The organism is Novosphingobium sp. 550D (genome assembly GCF_057401885.1).
In genome coordinates this window covers 1,473,394-1,488,926 of record NZ_CM171613.1, presented here as the reverse complement: position 1 = coordinate 1,488,926, position 15,533 = coordinate 1,473,394, and the positions used below count along the sequence as shown (strand labels likewise).

Below are 15,533 nucleotides of genomic sequence, written 5' to 3'. Positions count from 1 at the left end.
TCGGGCGCGCAATTGGAAAAAGGCAAAATCGCCCCTCCTCCCGCCAAATTTCCAGATCGGCAAATTCCATGCCGAATCCCCACCCCTATTCGGCACAATATGCCACGCTTTGTTACAAAAATGCCACATTGCAGCAAAACAGCCGCACATTCCCGGTCTATACGTCGGATGTAGTATATGCCCTGCGCCGCCCTCGGTCGTAGCCAAAGCTCAACGGGACGCCGCCCCCACGTCAATCAAAGGCCCCCGTGAACCCCAGAACAACAATTGTTCAGGGGCAGGGTACAGGTTAAACCATGAGGGATCTTTCCATGAAGAAACTGCTGTTCACCACTACGGCGCTTGCCCTCTTTGCGCCGATGGCTGTGCAAGCTGCTGAGGCCGATCAGGCCGAACCTTCGAGCGAAATTATCGTTACCGGCACGCGCCAGACCGGCATGCGCGCCGCCGACAGCGCCGCCCCCATCCAGTTGATCGGCACACAGGCATTCCAGAGCGTTGGCCAGCAGGACCTGACGCAGGTTCTGGCCCAGACGCTTCCCTCGCTCAACTTTCAGGGCTTTGGCGGTGACACGGCCAACCTGACGCTGTCGGCGGCCCTGCGCGGGATCAACCCCAATGACACGCTGGTGCTGATCAACGGCAAGCGTCGTCACACCACGGCTAACCTCGCCGTTCTGGGCGGCAGCCCCTATTCGGGCAGCGCCACCACCGACCTTTCCTTCATCCCCACCAACGCCATCGGCCGCATCGAAGTCCTTCAGGACGGCGCCGCTGCTCAATACGGTTCGGACGCGATCGCGGGCGTGGTCAACATCATGCTCAAGAACAACGATCATGGCGGCAGCTTCACCGCAACCGGTGGCAGCAACTATGCAAACGGTGGTTCGACGGCTGCAACGGCGCTCAACCTCGGCTTCAAGCTGGGTGAAAAGGGCTTCATCAACGTCACCGGCGAATACAGGTTCCACGACTATACGTCGCATGGCAAGTATGATCGCCGCTTCTACTATGCCAATGGCCAGCTCAAACCCGGCCAGAGCAGCGTTGTCACCAACGGTCTTGCCGGTGCGCCCAACACGCCCAACGTCAACACGATCAATGGCGATGCGCGCTACACGATCTATAACCTTTCGTTCAACGCCGGTTATGACGTGGGTTCGGGCGCCCAGGTCTATGCCTTTGGTTCGTACGGCAATCGTAACGCCAAGGCCTATCAGAACTATCGTTCGCCCAGCCGCGTTTCGGGCGTGACCAGCACCGGCACGACCGTCTATCCGCTGCCTAACGGCTTCCAGCCGCAGGAAAATATCCGCGAGGAAGACTTCTCGCTGACCGCCGGGATCAAGGGCAAGGCGGCCGAGTGGAATTATGACCTCTCGCTGACCTATGGCAAGGACGCGGTTGCGCTCTACACCATCAATTCGGCCAACCCGACCCTGTTTGCGATGCAGCAGTCGGCCAGCGCCACGCCGCTCACCGGCCTTCAGCGCAACTTCTATGACGGCCAGCTGTCGAACAGCGAATGGGTCGGCAACATCGACATCAGCCGCGATTTCGATCTGGGCATGTCCAAGCCGCTGACGCTGGCCTTTGGTGGTGAATATCGCCAGGGCAACTATTCGATCGCGCAGGGCGAATATGCCTCGTACATCTATGGCGGCGGCCAGTCCTATCCGGGCTTTGCACCGACCGACGCCGGTTCGTGGGGCCGTCAGTCCTATGCCGGTTATGTTGACGTTGCCTTCGATCCGATCGAGCGCCTGCATGTCGATGTTGCCGGTCGTTACGAACACTATTCCGACTTTGGTTCGGCATGGTCGGGCAAGTTCAACGCCCGCTATGACTTCAACGACAAGATCGGTATCCGCGGCACGGTTTCGAACGGTTTCCGCGCTCCGACGCTGGCCGAAGCCTATTATTCGTCGGTCAACGTTGGCCCCGGCTCGACCTTTGGTCAGCTTCCGCCGAACTCGGCTGCGGCTCAGACCCTTGGCTTCTCGAAGCTGAAGGCTGAAAAGTCGACCAACTTCTCGCTCGGCTTTGTTGCTCACCCGCTGCCCAAGTTGCAGATCACGGTTGACGCCTATCAGATCAAGATCAAGGACCGCATCGTTCCCTCGGGCTCGATCTATGGTACGCTGGGCAGCACCACTGTCTCGCAGGCGGTTGTCGATGCGCTTATCTCGCGCGGCGTGTCGCTGGCCGAAGCGACCTCCTATTCGGGCATGAACATCTTCACCAACGGCGTTGACACCCGCACCCGCGGCGTCGAAGCCACCGCCAGCTATGCCAGCGATTTCGGTGAAATGGGCAAGGTCGACTGGTCGCTTGGCGTCAACTATAACAAGACCGACGTCACCCGCATCAGCAGCCTGCCCGCCTCGGTTTACAATGCCGCCCAGGGCCAGACCACCCTGCTGACCCCCAACGCCGTGGATGCGTTGACGACGGCCACGCCGCGCGTCAAGCTGATCGCTGGCGCCTTGTGGAACATCGGCAAGTTCTCGATCAACCTGCGTGAAACGATGTATGGCACCACCAGCCAGCACATCAGCACCGGCGGTTCGGGCCTGTGCACCGCGACCACCGGCGAATCGTGCCAGTTGATCAAGATCGGCACCACCTTCATCACCGACCTGAACGTTGGTTATAAGGTTACGCCCAAGATCCGCTTTGACGTGGGTGCGAACAACCTGTTCGACAAACAGGCTCCGACCATGCCGACGATCAACCGCGGCACGACCAGCGAGCGTCCGCTTTCGGGCAACGTGTACTACTCGCCGGTGTCCTTCACCCCGTGGGGCATCAATGGCGGCTATTACTACGCCCGCGCCACCATCAACTTCTAATTTGATTTGATACCTGGCAACCCGGCCTGCCGCTCTCATCGAGCGCAGGTCGGGTTCTGCTTTTTTGGACCGCCCTTCCTTTGAAAAGTTGAGCAGGCGTCCTATGCTGCATACCATGAACGACCCTTTTGCTCAGGCCGCCGCTGCGCTGGCCGATAATCCGGCACTTGCAGAGAGATTGGCGCGCGGCCTGATGGCGCGAGCCCCCGGCGACCCCCGCCCCCGGCTTATTCTGGCCTCTGCCCTGCGCCGGTTGGGGCGCGCCGATCAGGCTTTGCCGATCCTGAAAGCTCTGGCACAAAATTTTCCCAAGGCCGCCCGTACCCGCTTTGAATTGGGCATGAGCCTTTGCGCGACGGGACGCGGCCGCGATGGCGATCAGCAATTGGACGAAGCGGTGCGCCTTGATCCAGCCCTTGCCGAGGCATGGCGCGCCATCGAGGACCGCGCCTTTACCGCGGGCGATGATCTGCGCGAACGCCGTGCGAAAGCCGCACTGGCCCGGATCGAGGCTGGGCACCCCGACCTTGGGCGCGCCGCCGAACTGATCGTGCTGGAACGATTTGCCGAGGCGGAAAAGATCCTCCGTCCCTTCTGTCTGGCCCATCCCAATCATGTCGAAGGCCTGCGCCTGATGGCCAGTTGCAAGGTTGCCGCGCGCGCCTTTGCCGAGGCGGTCACGCTGCTGCGCCATGCGGTCGGGATTGACCCGGCATCGCCTCGCCTGCGCTTTGATCTGGCCCATGCCCTGTTCGCGGGCCGCGAGGCGGAACCGGCCATGGCCGAACTCTCGCCCCTGCTGGAAAAAGATCCGGCTAATCCGGCCTATCGCAATCTTCAGGCGGCCTGCCTTGGCCTGTTGGGCGATGACCAGGGCGCAGAGGCGATCAATGCCGAACTGGCCGCCGCCTTTCCCGACAATCCGCGCGTGGCGGTCAACCATGGCCATGCCGCGCGCACGGCGGGCGGACGCGATCGCGCCATTGCCGCCTATCGCCGCGCCATCGCATTAAGCCCCCAATCGGGCGAGGCATGGTGGGGTCTGGCCAATCTCAAGGTTGGCGTCTTAACCGAGGCGGACGAGGCCGAAATGCGGCGCCTGCTGGCCACGGGCCTGCCCGATGACGGGCGGATGCGCATTGAATATGCCTTGGCGCGGCGGTTGGAGGATTCGGGCAATTTCGACGAATCTTTCGAACATTACGCCAAGGGGGCCGCTTTGGCCCGGCAACGCTTCATCTATGGCATGCGCGATTATCCAACGGAATTGGCGCAGGTGGAAAGCCTGTTCACGCAGGAATTTCTGAGCCAGCGCGCCGATTGGGGCGCCGACAGCGACGCGCCGATTTTCATCCTCGGCCTGCCGCGCTCGGGCTCCACACTGGTCGAACAGATTTTGGCCAGCCATCCCGAAATCGAAGGCACCATGGAATTGCCCTATATCGGGGCGCTGGCCGCACGGATCGCGACGCAGGGCGACGATGTCATCGCCAAGGCCGACGCAGCGCAGGTGCGCGCGTGGGGCGAGGAATATCTTGAGCGCGCCGCCGTCCACCGCCGGCTGGGCCGCGCGCATTTCATCGACAAGATGCCCAACAATTTCCGGCATATCGGCCTCATCCGCCTGATCCTGCCCCATGCGCGGATTGTCGATGTGCGCCGCGCGCCGATGGCCTCCTGCTTCTCCGGCTTCAAACAGCTCTTTGCCGAGGGGCAGGAGTTTTCCTATGATTTAAACGAATTGGGGCGGTATTATCGCCACTATCTCGCGCTGATCCGTCATTTCGCGGTCGCGGCACCGGGGGCGGTCCATACGCTGATCTATGAAGATCTGGTCGAGGATACCGAGGGTCAGGTGCGCCGCCTGCTGGACGCCATAAAGGTGGAATTCGATCCGGCCTGCCTGCGCTTTTTCGAAAACAACCGCGCCGTGCGCACCGTATCGAGCGAGCAGGTCCGGCAGCCGATCTATCGCTCCGGCCTCGACCACTGGCGCGCGTTTGAACCGCATCTGGGGCCGTTGAAGGAAGCCTTGGGAGATGCGTTGGAGGGATGGCGTTTGGTTTAAGGAATGCCTCCGGCGGGCCAAGGGCGGCGGCCCTTGACAATCCCGATAATGGGGTGACGGGTGGTGCGCAGCCCTAATGGTAAATGCATAAATTAAAGCCTGCGGCGCTGTTAAATGGCGCCGCAGGCTTTAAATTTCTAACGTCGCGCCCCTCAGCCAAGGCCGAAACGACACGCCACAAAAACAGTCACGGGAGCGCGAGGGGCTAGCCCCTCGCATTTTAAAAATCGCGAAGCGAATAAGCGCCCAAACGCTTACTCCGCCGCGATACCCGCAGCCTTGAACATATCCTCGGTGCCTTCGCCTTCATCGAACACGGTCGAGGCGGCATCGACGCCCTTGGCCTTGCGGCGGGCGTCAAAGCTGGTCCAGACGGTGTTCCAGTCGCCGCGCGTGGCGCCCTTGGAATATTCAGTGGCGCGGGTTTCAAAGAAATTGGCGTGTTCGACGCCGTTCAGCAGCGGCTGGAGCCAGGGCAGCGGGTGATCCTCGATCATATAGATCGGCTGGAAGCCCAGCTGGCCCAGACGCCAGTCGGCGATGTAGCGGATGTAGCGCTTGATATCCTTGGCGCTCATGCCGGGCACAGGGCCTTGTTCGAAAGCCAGATCGATGAAGGCATCTTCGAGGCGCACCGTCTTTTGGCAGCAGTCGATGATGTCTTCCTTGACCGCCTTGGTCAGGCATCCGCGTTCCTTCACAAAGGTGTGGAACAGCTTGATGATGCCTTCGCAGTGGAGCGATTCATCGCGAATCGACCAGGTCACGATCTGGCCCATCCCCTTCATCTTGTTAAAGCGGGGGAAGTTCATCAGCATGGCGAAGGAAGCGAAGAGCTGGAGCCCTTCGGTAAAGCCGCCGAACATGGCCAGCGTGCGGGCGATATCCTCGTCCGAATCGACGCCAAAGGTGGCCATGTAATCGTGCTTGGCCTTCATTTCCTCATATTCGAGGAACATGCCATATTCGGTTTCGGGCATGCCGATCGTATCGAGCAGATGCGAATAGGCCGCGATATGGATCGTTTCCATGTTCGAAAACGCGGCCAGCATCATCTTGATCTCGGTCGGCTTGAACACGCGGCCGTATTTTTCGTGATAGCAGTCCTGCACCTCGACGTCGGCCTGGGTGAAGAAGCGGAAGATTTGCGTCAGCAGGTTGCGCTCATGCTCGGAAATCTTCTGCGCCCAATCGCGGCAATCCTCGCCCAGCGGCACTTCTTCGGGCAGCCAGTGGACCTGCTGCTGACGCTTCCAGAAGTCGTAAGCCCACGGATATTCGAAGGGTTTGTAGGTCTTACTGGCTTCGAGAAGGGACATGCGACTACTCCAGAATCGGCTGTTTTCAGGGCCTGAGACGACCAGAAGCGCGCGAAGCTGCACAGGTCCGATCATCAACAGATAGATGGTATGTGACGCAACCAACCACAAGGTCTTGTATGCCGCCGCCGCGTCAATGACGACCGCTTGATAACAGTTTCATCGCCCGGATGCATCGCCCTTGGATGCTTTCCCACAGATTCGAGGCGAAATTTTTTTGATGGGGAAGAAGGGAGGAAATGGTGCGAGGGACTCGTCCCTCGCGCTCCCGTTACTGTCGGCGTGGCGCGATCGGTTCGACGAATGAGTATCGACCGCATCGTCCAAATGAAAAAGCCTGCGGCGCCCATCCAAAGCGCCGCAGGCTTTCAATCCATCGCCCCATCCACATCGCTGCCGACAAGGCGCCCATTACCGGGATTGCAAAGGGACAAGTCCCTTTGCCCACCGGAGGCAAACCCTTATTTCCACAGCCAACGCGGCGACAGGCCACGCCCCTTGCGGAAGCTCCACATCTGGACATAAAGCCAGATGCCCGAGATCGAGAAAAAGATCAGCGCAAAGCCAGTGAGCGTCGAGATCACCACGCCGACCGGGCCAAATTCCTCACCCGAATGCAGGTGGTGGAGCAGGCCGACGATGCTCTGCCCGCCCTTTTGCTTGGGGCGGCACATGACATCGGGCGGGCAAACGAAATCGGGCTGCACCTTGGAAATCGAGGCCGGGGCGCCCTGTGCCTGCTGCGGCTTGCCTTGCGTCAGCGGAACGATCTGGCTGAGCACGCCGGTTACGGCCATCCACAACATGAAAACGCCGAAAAACAGACTGAGCCAGCGATGCCACTTACGCATGAAATTCCCTTCCTAGAATGCTGTCTTTACCGGGCGCGGTCCCATTGCCCGGTAAAGTTACGCGCAGATGAAAAGCAGGCAATGCGACAAATTGGCAAGTCGCGAAGGGTGAGAAAGTTTCGCAAACCGTGTCAGAAAGCAGTTGATGCGAGGGTCTAGCCCCTCGCGCTCCCTTTACTGTCCGCGTGGCGTCATGGGTCCGACCGATGGGTATCGGATGAATGAACAAAGCCTGCGACGCCCATCCAAAGCGCCGCAGGCTTTCAATCCATCATGCAATCCACATCGCTACGGACCGCACGCCACCCCCAAATCGGGATTGCAAAGGGCCCCCGCCCTTTGCCCGCCGGAGGCATCAAAACCTACGAAAATCACTGACAGGCCAGACATTCCTCATAGTCGGTCTCGCCCTTGGCCTCCAATTCGATCCGGGGGGCCGCCGAGGTGTTATCCGCCTCAACCCCGCCGGCGAAACCAGCGCGCTGCACCGACTTGGAGCGCAGATAATAGAGCGACTTGATGCCCTTTTCCCACGCCTGATAGTGCAGCATCATCAGGTCCCACTTGTCCACGTCGGCCGGGATATAGAGGTTCAGCGACTGGGCCTGATCGATATAGGGCGTGCGATCGGCGGCAAATTCGAGCAACCAGCGCTGATCGATTTCGAACGACGTCTTGTAGGTCGCCTTCTCGTCCGCCGAGAGGAAGTCGAGATGCTGAACCGAGCCGCCATGTTCAAGGATCGAGTTCCACACATTGGTGGAATCCTTACTCTTTTCGGCCAGCAGCTTTTGCAGATAGGGGTTCTTGACCACGAACGAACCCGACAGCGTCTTGTGGGTATAGATGTTCGCCGGGATCGGTTCGATACAAGCGCTGGTGCCGCCGCAGATGATCGAGATCGAAGCGGTCGGCGCGATCGCCATCTTGCACGAGAAACGCTGCATCACGCCCATGTCGGCGGCATCGGGGCATGCGCCGCGTTCCTGCGCCAACAGGATGCTCGCCTCGTCCGCCTTGGCCGAGATGTGCTTGAACATCTTCAGGTTCCACGCCTTGGCCATCGCGCTTTCAAAGGCGATGCCCTTCTTTTGCAGGAAGGAGTGGTAGCCCATCACGCCCATGCCGACGCTGCGCTCGCGGCTTGCCGAGTACTTGGCGCGGGCCATTTCGGAAGGCGCGCGGTCGATATAGTCCTGAAGCACATTGTCGAGGAAACGCAGCACGTCCTCGATGAAACGCTTGTCGCCGTTCCACTCGTCCCAGGTTTCCAGGTTGAGCGAGGACAGGCAGCACACCGCCGTGCGGTCATTGCCAAGGTGGTCCTTACCCGTGGGCAGGGTGATTTCGCTGCACAGGTTCGAGGTGTAAACCTTGAGCCCCAGATCGCGGTGATGCTTGGGCATCATGCGGTTCACCGTGTCGGAGAACACCAGATAGGGTTCACCCGTGGCCAGACGCACTTCGACCAGCTTCTGGAACAGGCTGCGCGCATCGACCTTGCCGCGAACACTGCCGTCCTTGGGCGATTTCAGTTCGAATTCGCGCCCGTCACGCACTGCCTGCATGAAATCATCGGTCAGCAGCACGCCGTGGTGCAGGTTCAAGGCCTTGCGGTTGAAGTCGCCCGACGTCTTGCGGATTTCAAGGAATTCCTCGATTTCCGGGTGGCTGACATCGAGATAGGCCGCCGCCGAACCACGGCGCAGCGACCCTTGCGAAATCGCCAGAGTCAGCGAATCCATCACGCGAACGAAGGGGATGATCCCGCTGGTCTTGCCGTTCAGGCCGACCTGTTCGCCAATCCCGCGCACCTTGCCCCAATAGGTGCCGATGCCGCCCCCGCGCGAGGCGAGCCAGACGTTTTCGGTCCAGGTCGAAACGATGCCGTCAAGGCTGTCCTCAACCGTGTTCAGATAGCACGAGATCGGCAGACCGCGCCCCGTGCCGCCGTTCGACAGCACCGGCGTTGCGGGCATGAACCACAGCTTGGAAATATAGTCATAGATCCGCTGGGCATGTTCGGCATCATCGGCATAGGCCGCCGCCACGCGCGCGAACAGATCCTGATAGGTTTCGTTGGGCAGCAGGTAACGGTCGTCGAGCGTTTCCTTGCCGAAATCGGTCAGCAGCGCATCGCGCGAAGGATCGGTCTTGATTTCAAAGCGGCGCACATCGACGCGCTTGGTGTCTTCGGGCTGCTTGGGCGAAGAAGCCGCCGCCGCCGCCACGCTGAGCAGATCGCCCATCGCACGCTCGGCCGTCAGCAAATCAGCGGTTGCCATATCGGTCTTGTCATTCATGGGCATAGCCGGGCTTTTGCCCGCCTCCTTGTTATCGGTCAGAACGGCGGCGTCATCTGCGCCCATCAGTGGCGATTGCGAAAGATCGGCTCGCTCATCCCCGCTTCTGAAATCCACGTTCTGCCCCTTCATGGTGTTGAAACTGGTCATGGCGGCGCATGGGGCGCTGCTCTTTTCCACAGAATCAGCCCACACCAAGGCTTTTCCGCCTCAGGTGGCCAATAACTAGGGATAGAGGTCGGCGCCCTTGTCCGGCCACCACAGGTTGTGCCTCAAAGGCGGAAACATACGCAAGAGGAAAGGTGCAATTTGCCGCGATTGGCGATTGCCCCGGTCATGGCCAGCGACGCGCCGGAAACCGGGCACTGCGCTGTCATGCAAGCGTCAAATTACCATTTTTGGAAAAAAGTTCTCCACATCTGCTTTCAGGATTCGCCCGGGTGTACTAATCTCGCACCACACCCGGCATCTATGGGAGAAAACCGATGTTCCGCATGATTGGCGCGCTATTTTCCGGGCTCTTTGTGGGTCTGGTGGCCCGGTTCTTCTACCTGGGTTCGGTGCCGATGGGGTGGTGGATGACGATTCTGCTGGGAATCGGGGGTTCGCTGCTGGCCGATCTGGTGGTCAATCGCGGTGATGTGGGGCGCCCTGCCCGCCCTGCCGGATTTATCGCATCGGTGGTCGGCGCGATGGCTTTGATCTTCATCGGCCGCCACCTTGGCTGGCATTGAACAGCCCGGTCCACGCGCGAAACTGACACTGATGCAAATAAGCAACGTCTTGAAACCTTAACCTAAACGTCACGCAACTGCCTCCATTCCGCCACCACACAGTAACAGGCCGCCCCTAGGCCGCCCCCGTTCAAGCTCATGCATCGGGGGTCAAAATGTCCAAATTCCTGCCTATCCTGCTTGCCGCCAGCGCGCTTTGCCCGGCCGGTTTTGCCCATGCCGCCGAAGTGGCCGCCGAAGCGCCCGCCACCGATGCCGGTGAAGCCGATGCCATCGTCGTTGTCGGCCAGGGCGCCGTCCGTCAGGCCCAGACCCTGACCATCAAGGATCTGGCCGTACTGGCCCCCGGCACCAGCCCCTTGAAAGCCATCGAAAACCTGCCCAGCGTCAATTTCCAGAGCGCCGATCCGTTTGGCGCCTATGAATGGGCCACGCGCGTCTCGATCCGCGGGTTTAACCAGAACCAGTTGGGCTTCACCCTCGACGGCGTGCCGCTGGGCGATGCGTCCTATGGCAATCTCAACGGGTTGCACATCAGCCGCGCCATCATCACCGACAATATCGGCGCCACCCGCGTGACGCAGGGCGCAGGCGCTCTGGGCACACAGGCGACCAACAATCTTGGCGGCACGATCGAATTTGCCAGCCTTGATCCGCTCGACCATTTTGCCCTCGACGCCGCCGCCTCCTATGGCAGCTTCAACATGTGGCGCACCTATGGCCGGGTGAATGCGGCCAGCGCCAATGGCGATCTGCGCGGCTATATCGCGGTTGACCACCACGAAACGTCCAAGTGGAAAGGCTATGGCCAGCAGCGCCAGACGCTGGTCAACGCCAAGATCGTGGGCAAGGTGGGCGCGACGCAGCTGTCGGCCTATGGCTCCTACTCCGACCGCGCCGAGGTCGATTATCAGGATCTCAGCCTCGAAATGCTGGGCCGCCTTGGCTATAACTGGGACAATATCTCGAACAATTACGCGCTGGCGGTCAAGGTCGCCGATGTGGCGGCCAACAATGGCTATTCGGGCGCGGTGGCCACCAACCCCTCGGCGGGCACGGCATGGCCTGCGCCCTTCGCCAACGCTGACGACGCCTATTATTCGGGTGGCGGCCTGCGCAAGGACTTCCTCGGCTGGATCGGCGCCAAGACACAGTTCAGCGAAAAGTTCAGCGGCGAGATCAAGGCCTATTATCACGACAACAAGGGCCGCGGCCTTTGGTGGACGCCCTATGTCAACAGCCCCAACGGCATCCCGCTTTCGCTGCGCACCACCGAATATGCGATCAAGCGCGGCGGTATTTTCGGCCATATCGATGGCGAAGTGGGCGCGCATAAGCTGACGCTCGGCGGTTGGTGGGAACACAATGCCTTTAATCAGGCCCGCCGCTATTATGCGGTCGCCAGCCGCACCAATCCTGGTCAGGGCCTGCTCGATTGGCCGACCAACCCGTTTGCCACGCAATGGGAATTGAATTTCGCCACCGACACGCTGCAATATCATGTGGCCGACACGGTGAAATATGGCGATCTGACGATCAACCTTGGCTGGAAGGGTTTTGCCACCATCAACAAGGCCAGCCCCGTGGTGGCCGGTGGCCGCGCATCGGGCCGCATCTCGGCCATCGACTGGTTCCAGCCCACGGTCGGCGCGTCCTATAAGCTGGGCGGCAATGGCGAACTCTATGCCGGTTTCGCCCAATCCACCCGCGCCTATCAATCCGCCACCACCAGCGGGCCTTTCTCCGCCTCGCAGGCCGGGTTCGATGCGGTCAAGGGCAGCCTGAAGCCCGAAAGCTCGGACACGTATGAGGTTGGCTATCGTTACGCCGACGCGCGCATCAACGCCACGTTGGGCGCGTATCTGACCAATTTCCACAACCGCCTGCTGGTGATCCCCACCGCCGCCGGGATCGTGGGTTCGGCCAACCTGCTCTCCAACGTGGGCGGCGTGCGTTCGGCGGGCATCGAGGCGCTAATCAATGCGCGCCTTGGCCATGGTTTTTCAAGCACCCTGTCCTATGCCTATAATGACAGCACCTATCGCAACGACATCGGCACCTATCGCATCGCGGGCAAGACGACTGTCGATGCGCCAAAGCACCTAGCCCGCGCCGAACTGGCCTATGATAACAAGGTGATCTTCGGGCGTGTGGCGGTCAATTACATGTCGAAACGTTATTTCACCTATACCAACGATCAATATATCGGCGGGCGCACTCTGGTCGATGCCAGCCTTGGTTATCGCGTCAAGACGCCCTTCTCGGATCGTCCGATCGAATTGCAGGTCAATGCGACCAACCTGTTCGATGTGAAATATGTTTCGACCATGGGCACCAATGGCTTCGGCTTCTCTGGCGATGCCCAGACGCTGATGGTTGGCGCGCCGCGCGCGGTGTTCGGCACGATCAAGGCGGGGTTCTGATGGGCATGAAATCACTCATATTGGGTCTGTTGCTGGCGGCGGGGTCGATCCCCGCCGCCACGGTGGCGGCAAAACCCGTCGCCAAGGCCCCGCCGCATCATCCGGTGCTGCTGATCTCGATCGACGGATTGCGCCCCGGCGACGTGCTGGAGGCAGAGAAGCGGGGGCTTAAAGTGCCCGCCCTGCGCGCTCTGGTGGCCGATGGCGCCCATGCCAGCGGGGTGGTGGGCGTGTTGCCCACGCTGACCTTTCCCAGCCATACGACGTTGATTACCGGCGTTGATCCGGCGCGCCACGGCGTGTTCAACAATGTCACCTTTGACCCCACCGCCATCAACCAGGACGGCTGGTACTGGTATGCCCGCGACATCAAGGTGCCCACCCTTTGGGATGCGGCCAAGGCGCGCGGCCTTTCCACCGGCAATGTCCATTGGCCGGTCAGCGTGGGCGCGGATATCCGCTGGAACCTGCCCCAGATCTGGCGCACAGGTCATGCCGATGATGCCAAACTGCTGGCGGCGCTCTCCACGCCGGGCCTGTTGCCGGAACTTGAGGCCAAGGAAGGCCCCTATGCCGCGGGCAAGGCCGAAGACCTGCCCGCCGATCAGATCCGTGGGCGTTTTGCCGCGCGGATGATCGCGGCCCATCACCCCGATTTCATGACGGTCTATCTGACCGCTCTGGACCATACCCAGCACGAAACCGCGCCGGGCAGCGCGGCCAGCCATGCCGTTCTGGAAAGCATTGACGCCATTGTCGCCAATCTGGTGGCGGCCGAGCACAGGGCGCATCCCGATGCCGTGATCGCGCTGGTGTCCGACCATGGCTTTGCCGAGGTGGACAATGCCTTCAACCTCAGCCGCGCATTGATCGATGCGGGCCTGATCCGCCTGTCCGCGCCCGATCCGCTGGGACGGCAAAAGATTGAAAGCTGGGACGCGGTGGCATGGGCCTCGGGCGGATCGGTGGCGGTCATTCTGGCGCGGCCCGACGATGCCGCGCTCAAAGCCAAGGTTCGCGACATTCTGACCGCGTTGAAAGCCGATCCGGCCAATCGTATCACCGACCTGCTCGAAGGCGACGCCATTGCCAAGGCGGGCGGCAATACGCAGGCCAGCTTCTATCTCAACCTTGCCCCGCCGATGTTGGCGACGGGCTATATCGCGGCGGCGGCGCCCTTGCGCTTTGTCCCGCCCACCAAGGGGATGCACGGGTTCTTCCCCGCCGATCCGCGCATGCGTTCGACCTTCATCATCACCGGCCCCGGAATTCCGAAGGGCCGCGATCTGGGCGAGATCGACATGCGCGCGATTGCACCCACTTTGGCCAAAGTGATGGGGGCAAGGCTGGACAAGGCGCAGGCCCCAGCAATCACGTTCTAAACCAACATGGCATGTTCGGCGCGCAGGGCCTTGGCCAGCGCGTCGACATCCTGCGCGGTGGTGTAAAGGCCGGGCGTTACGCGGATCACCGGCGCCTTGGCCACGCCGCTGCGCCAAACGGTGTGGACGCGGTATTTTTCGAAAAGGCGCGCCTGCACCGCTTGGGCTTTGGCGGCGGTGTCCATGCCTTTCAGGCGGAAACTGGTGATGGTGCAGTATCGCGCCGGATCGTCGGGAACGCAGATTTCGACATTGGGCAAATCCGCCACCGCGTGAACCCAGCGGTTGCGAAGGCTGCGTAAATGCGCCTCCTTGGCGGCCGCACCGACGGCAAAATGGAACTCCACCGCCTTTGGGATCGACAGGACGGCGGCGAAATTGACCGTGCCGGCGGGAACGCGGGTGCTGATCTGGGACGGGTCGGGGTCGCGCACGTCGTCGGCCATGGCAATGTCGCCAAGGCGTTCCTTACGAATATACATCGCGCCAAGGCCCAGCGGCGCGCTGGTCCATTTATGCACGCTCCACCCCACGAAATCAGCGCCCAGATCCGGCAGAAACGAATTAAGGCAGGCGATGGCATGGGCCGCATCCACCACCGTATCCACGCCCCGCGCCCGCGCCATCGCGACGATTTCGCGTGCCGGTGTGACCAATCCGGTACGATTGGAAATCTGCGTCACCAGCATGAGTTTCGCATGGGGCGTGCGTTTGAGCACATCGTCATAGGCGGCCAGAATATTGGCCGTTGTCGCCGGTTCGGGCATGGCGAATTTGACCACCTCGACACCCCGGTTTTTGCCCAGCCATTCCATCGAGGCAATCATCGCGTCATAATCCAGATCGCAACAGATAACCGCATCGCCCGCCTTCAACGGCTTGTAATTGACGATCAGCGTTTCGAGCGCATGGGCCCCCGACGCGGTGATGGCAATTTCCTCGGGCAGACAACCGACCTGACGCGCGATGGCCTCACGTGCCTCACGCCCGCCGGCGGCAAGACAGGCCCCGCCGGGCAGAACATTGCGCGCCCAGATCGCATTCATCCTGTTCACATATAGCGTCTGGTTGACATATTCCTGCGCCACGACGCGGGGCATGATGCCCCAATATCCGTTTTCCAGATTATGCACGCCCGGTTCGACATCATAGTGGCGCGGCAAATCGGCAATCGCGATCGATCCGGGCGCCAATGGCTTGTCGCCAAGCGCCGCCGCAGCCCCGATCATCGGCAGGCCCGTTGAGGCCAGCGGTGCCCCATGCGCCTGTGCGGCCAGAAGACCAGGCGCCCCCATTGCGGCCCCCATCAGGAATTGGCGGCGATCAGCAGGCAGGTCCACGATACATTGTCTCCCAAGATAGGCGCTTGAACCCCGACCGGCCCGTGCGATCCATACGCCAATTGACGCAGCAATATGACGATTGCCCGACACAAACCCGTCACAAAGGGCAGAATCAGGCGCATTTATTGGATTTTTATTTGCCGCCCCCCACGCTTTCCCATACGCCCCGGCACGGCTACGATATAACATAAGAATAGTCCGTCGTTCGTCGGGAGGGTTCAAACGATACGGGAATAAGCCCTCGCGGAGTTCCATTAC

Annotated in this window: 9 protein-coding genes; 5 read left to right on the top strand and 4 right to left on the bottom strand. The window is 60.9% G+C overall.

Annotation, left to right across the window (positions count from 1 at the left end):
* The first annotated feature begins 311 nt into the window (after window positions 1–311).
* Both AC2S2E_RS07000 and AC2S2E_RS06995 read left to right on the top strand, forming a co-directional pair.
* Entirely contained in the window at window positions 312–2,852 is a 2,541-nt protein-coding gene (locus AC2S2E_RS07000; RefSeq protein ID WP_486524255.1) for a TonB-dependent receptor plug domain-containing protein, read from the top strand.
* 115 nt (window positions 2,853–2,967) lie between these two features.
* Entirely contained in the window at window positions 2,968–4,920 is a 1,953-nt protein-coding gene (locus tag AC2S2E_RS06995; protein ID WP_486524254.1) for a tetratricopeptide repeat-containing sulfotransferase family protein, read from the top strand.
* Between the two features lie 254 nt (window positions 4,921–5,174).
* Here the strand turns inward: AC2S2E_RS06995 and AC2S2E_RS06990 are convergent, their stop codons facing one another.
* The 3 genes from AC2S2E_RS06990 to AC2S2E_RS06980 form a co-directional block, all read right to left on the bottom strand.
* On the bottom strand, window positions 5,175–6,239 hold the full coding sequence (locus AC2S2E_RS06990) for a ribonucleotide-diphosphate reductase subunit beta (protein ID WP_476101378.1): 1,065 nt from the start codon (window positions 6,237–6,239) through the stop codon (window positions 5,175–5,177).
* A 461-nt stretch (window positions 6,240–6,700) separates the two neighbouring features.
* On the bottom strand, window positions 6,701–7,090 hold the full coding sequence (locus AC2S2E_RS06985) for a PepSY domain-containing protein (RefSeq protein WP_476101376.1): 390 nt from the start codon (window positions 7,088–7,090) through the stop codon (window positions 6,701–6,703).
* 371 nt (window positions 7,091–7,461) lie between these two features.
* Window positions 7,462–9,459, bottom strand: coding sequence for a ribonucleoside-diphosphate reductase subunit alpha (locus tag AC2S2E_RS06980; protein ID WP_476101779.1), 1,998 nt, complete (start codon window positions 9,457–9,459; stop codon window positions 7,462–7,464).
* 419 nt (window positions 9,460–9,878) lie between these two features.
* On the opposite strand from AC2S2E_RS06980, the gene AC2S2E_RS06975 reads away from it, so the two are divergent.
* From AC2S2E_RS06975 to AC2S2E_RS06965, 3 genes are all read left to right on the top strand, one after another.
* On the top strand, window positions 9,879–10,127 hold the full coding sequence (locus AC2S2E_RS06975) for a GlsB/YeaQ/YmgE family stress response membrane protein (protein WP_476101374.1): 249 nt from the start codon (window positions 9,879–9,881) through the stop codon (window positions 10,125–10,127).
* A 155-nt stretch (window positions 10,128–10,282) separates the two neighbouring features.
* Complete coding sequence (locus AC2S2E_RS06970; RefSeq protein WP_486524253.1) at window positions 10,283–12,550, top strand: TonB-dependent receptor; 2,268 nt, start codon at window positions 10,283–10,285, stop codon at window positions 12,548–12,550.
* Window positions 12,550–13,932 carry an alkaline phosphatase family protein gene (locus AC2S2E_RS06965; protein ID WP_486524252.1) on the top strand — a complete coding sequence of 461 codons (1,383 nt, stop codon included), beginning with the start codon at window positions 12,550–12,552 and terminating at the stop codon, window positions 13,930–13,932. Before AC2S2E_RS06970 ends, AC2S2E_RS06965 begins: the two co-directional genes overlap by 1 nt.
* Here AC2S2E_RS06965 and AC2S2E_RS06960 read toward each other — a convergent pair.
* On the bottom strand, window positions 13,929–15,272 hold the full coding sequence (locus AC2S2E_RS06960; protein ID WP_486524251.1) for an aminotransferase class V-fold PLP-dependent enzyme: 1,344 nt from the start codon (window positions 15,270–15,272) through the stop codon (window positions 13,929–13,931). The genes AC2S2E_RS06965 and AC2S2E_RS06960 overlap by 4 nt on opposite strands.
* Between the last annotated feature and the right edge of the window lie 261 nt (window positions 15,273–15,533).

Excerpts from the sequence above, each read along its gene's own strand:
- AC2S2E_RS06965 (WP_486524252.1), top strand. The coding sequence starts at position 12,550 with ATGGGCATGAAATCACTCATATTGGGTCTGTTGCTGGCGGCGGGGTCG.
- AC2S2E_RS06970 (WP_486524253.1), top strand. The coding sequence starts at position 10,283 with ATGTCCAAATTCCTGCCTATCCTGCTTGCCGCCAGCGCGCTTTGCCCG.
- AC2S2E_RS06985 (WP_476101376.1), bottom strand. The coding sequence starts at position 7,090 with ATGCGTAAGTGGCATCGCTGGCTCAGTCTGTTTTTCGGCGTTTTCATG.
- AC2S2E_RS06975 (WP_476101374.1), top strand. The coding sequence starts at position 9,879 with ATGTTCCGCATGATTGGCGCGCTATTTTCCGGGCTCTTTGTGGGTCTG.
- AC2S2E_RS07000 (WP_486524255.1), top strand. The coding sequence starts at position 312 with ATGAAGAAACTGCTGTTCACCACTACGGCGCTTGCCCTCTTTGCGCCG.
- AC2S2E_RS06995 (WP_486524254.1), top strand. The coding sequence starts at position 2,968 with ATGAACGACCCTTTTGCTCAGGCCGCCGCTGCGCTGGCCGATAATCCG.
- AC2S2E_RS06980 (WP_476101779.1), bottom strand. The coding sequence starts at position 9,459 with ATGGGCGCAGATGACGCCGCCGTTCTGACCGATAACAAGGAGGCGGGC.
- AC2S2E_RS06990 (WP_476101378.1), bottom strand. The coding sequence starts at position 6,239 with ATGTCCCTTCTCGAAGCCAGTAAGACCTACAAACCCTTCGAATATCCG.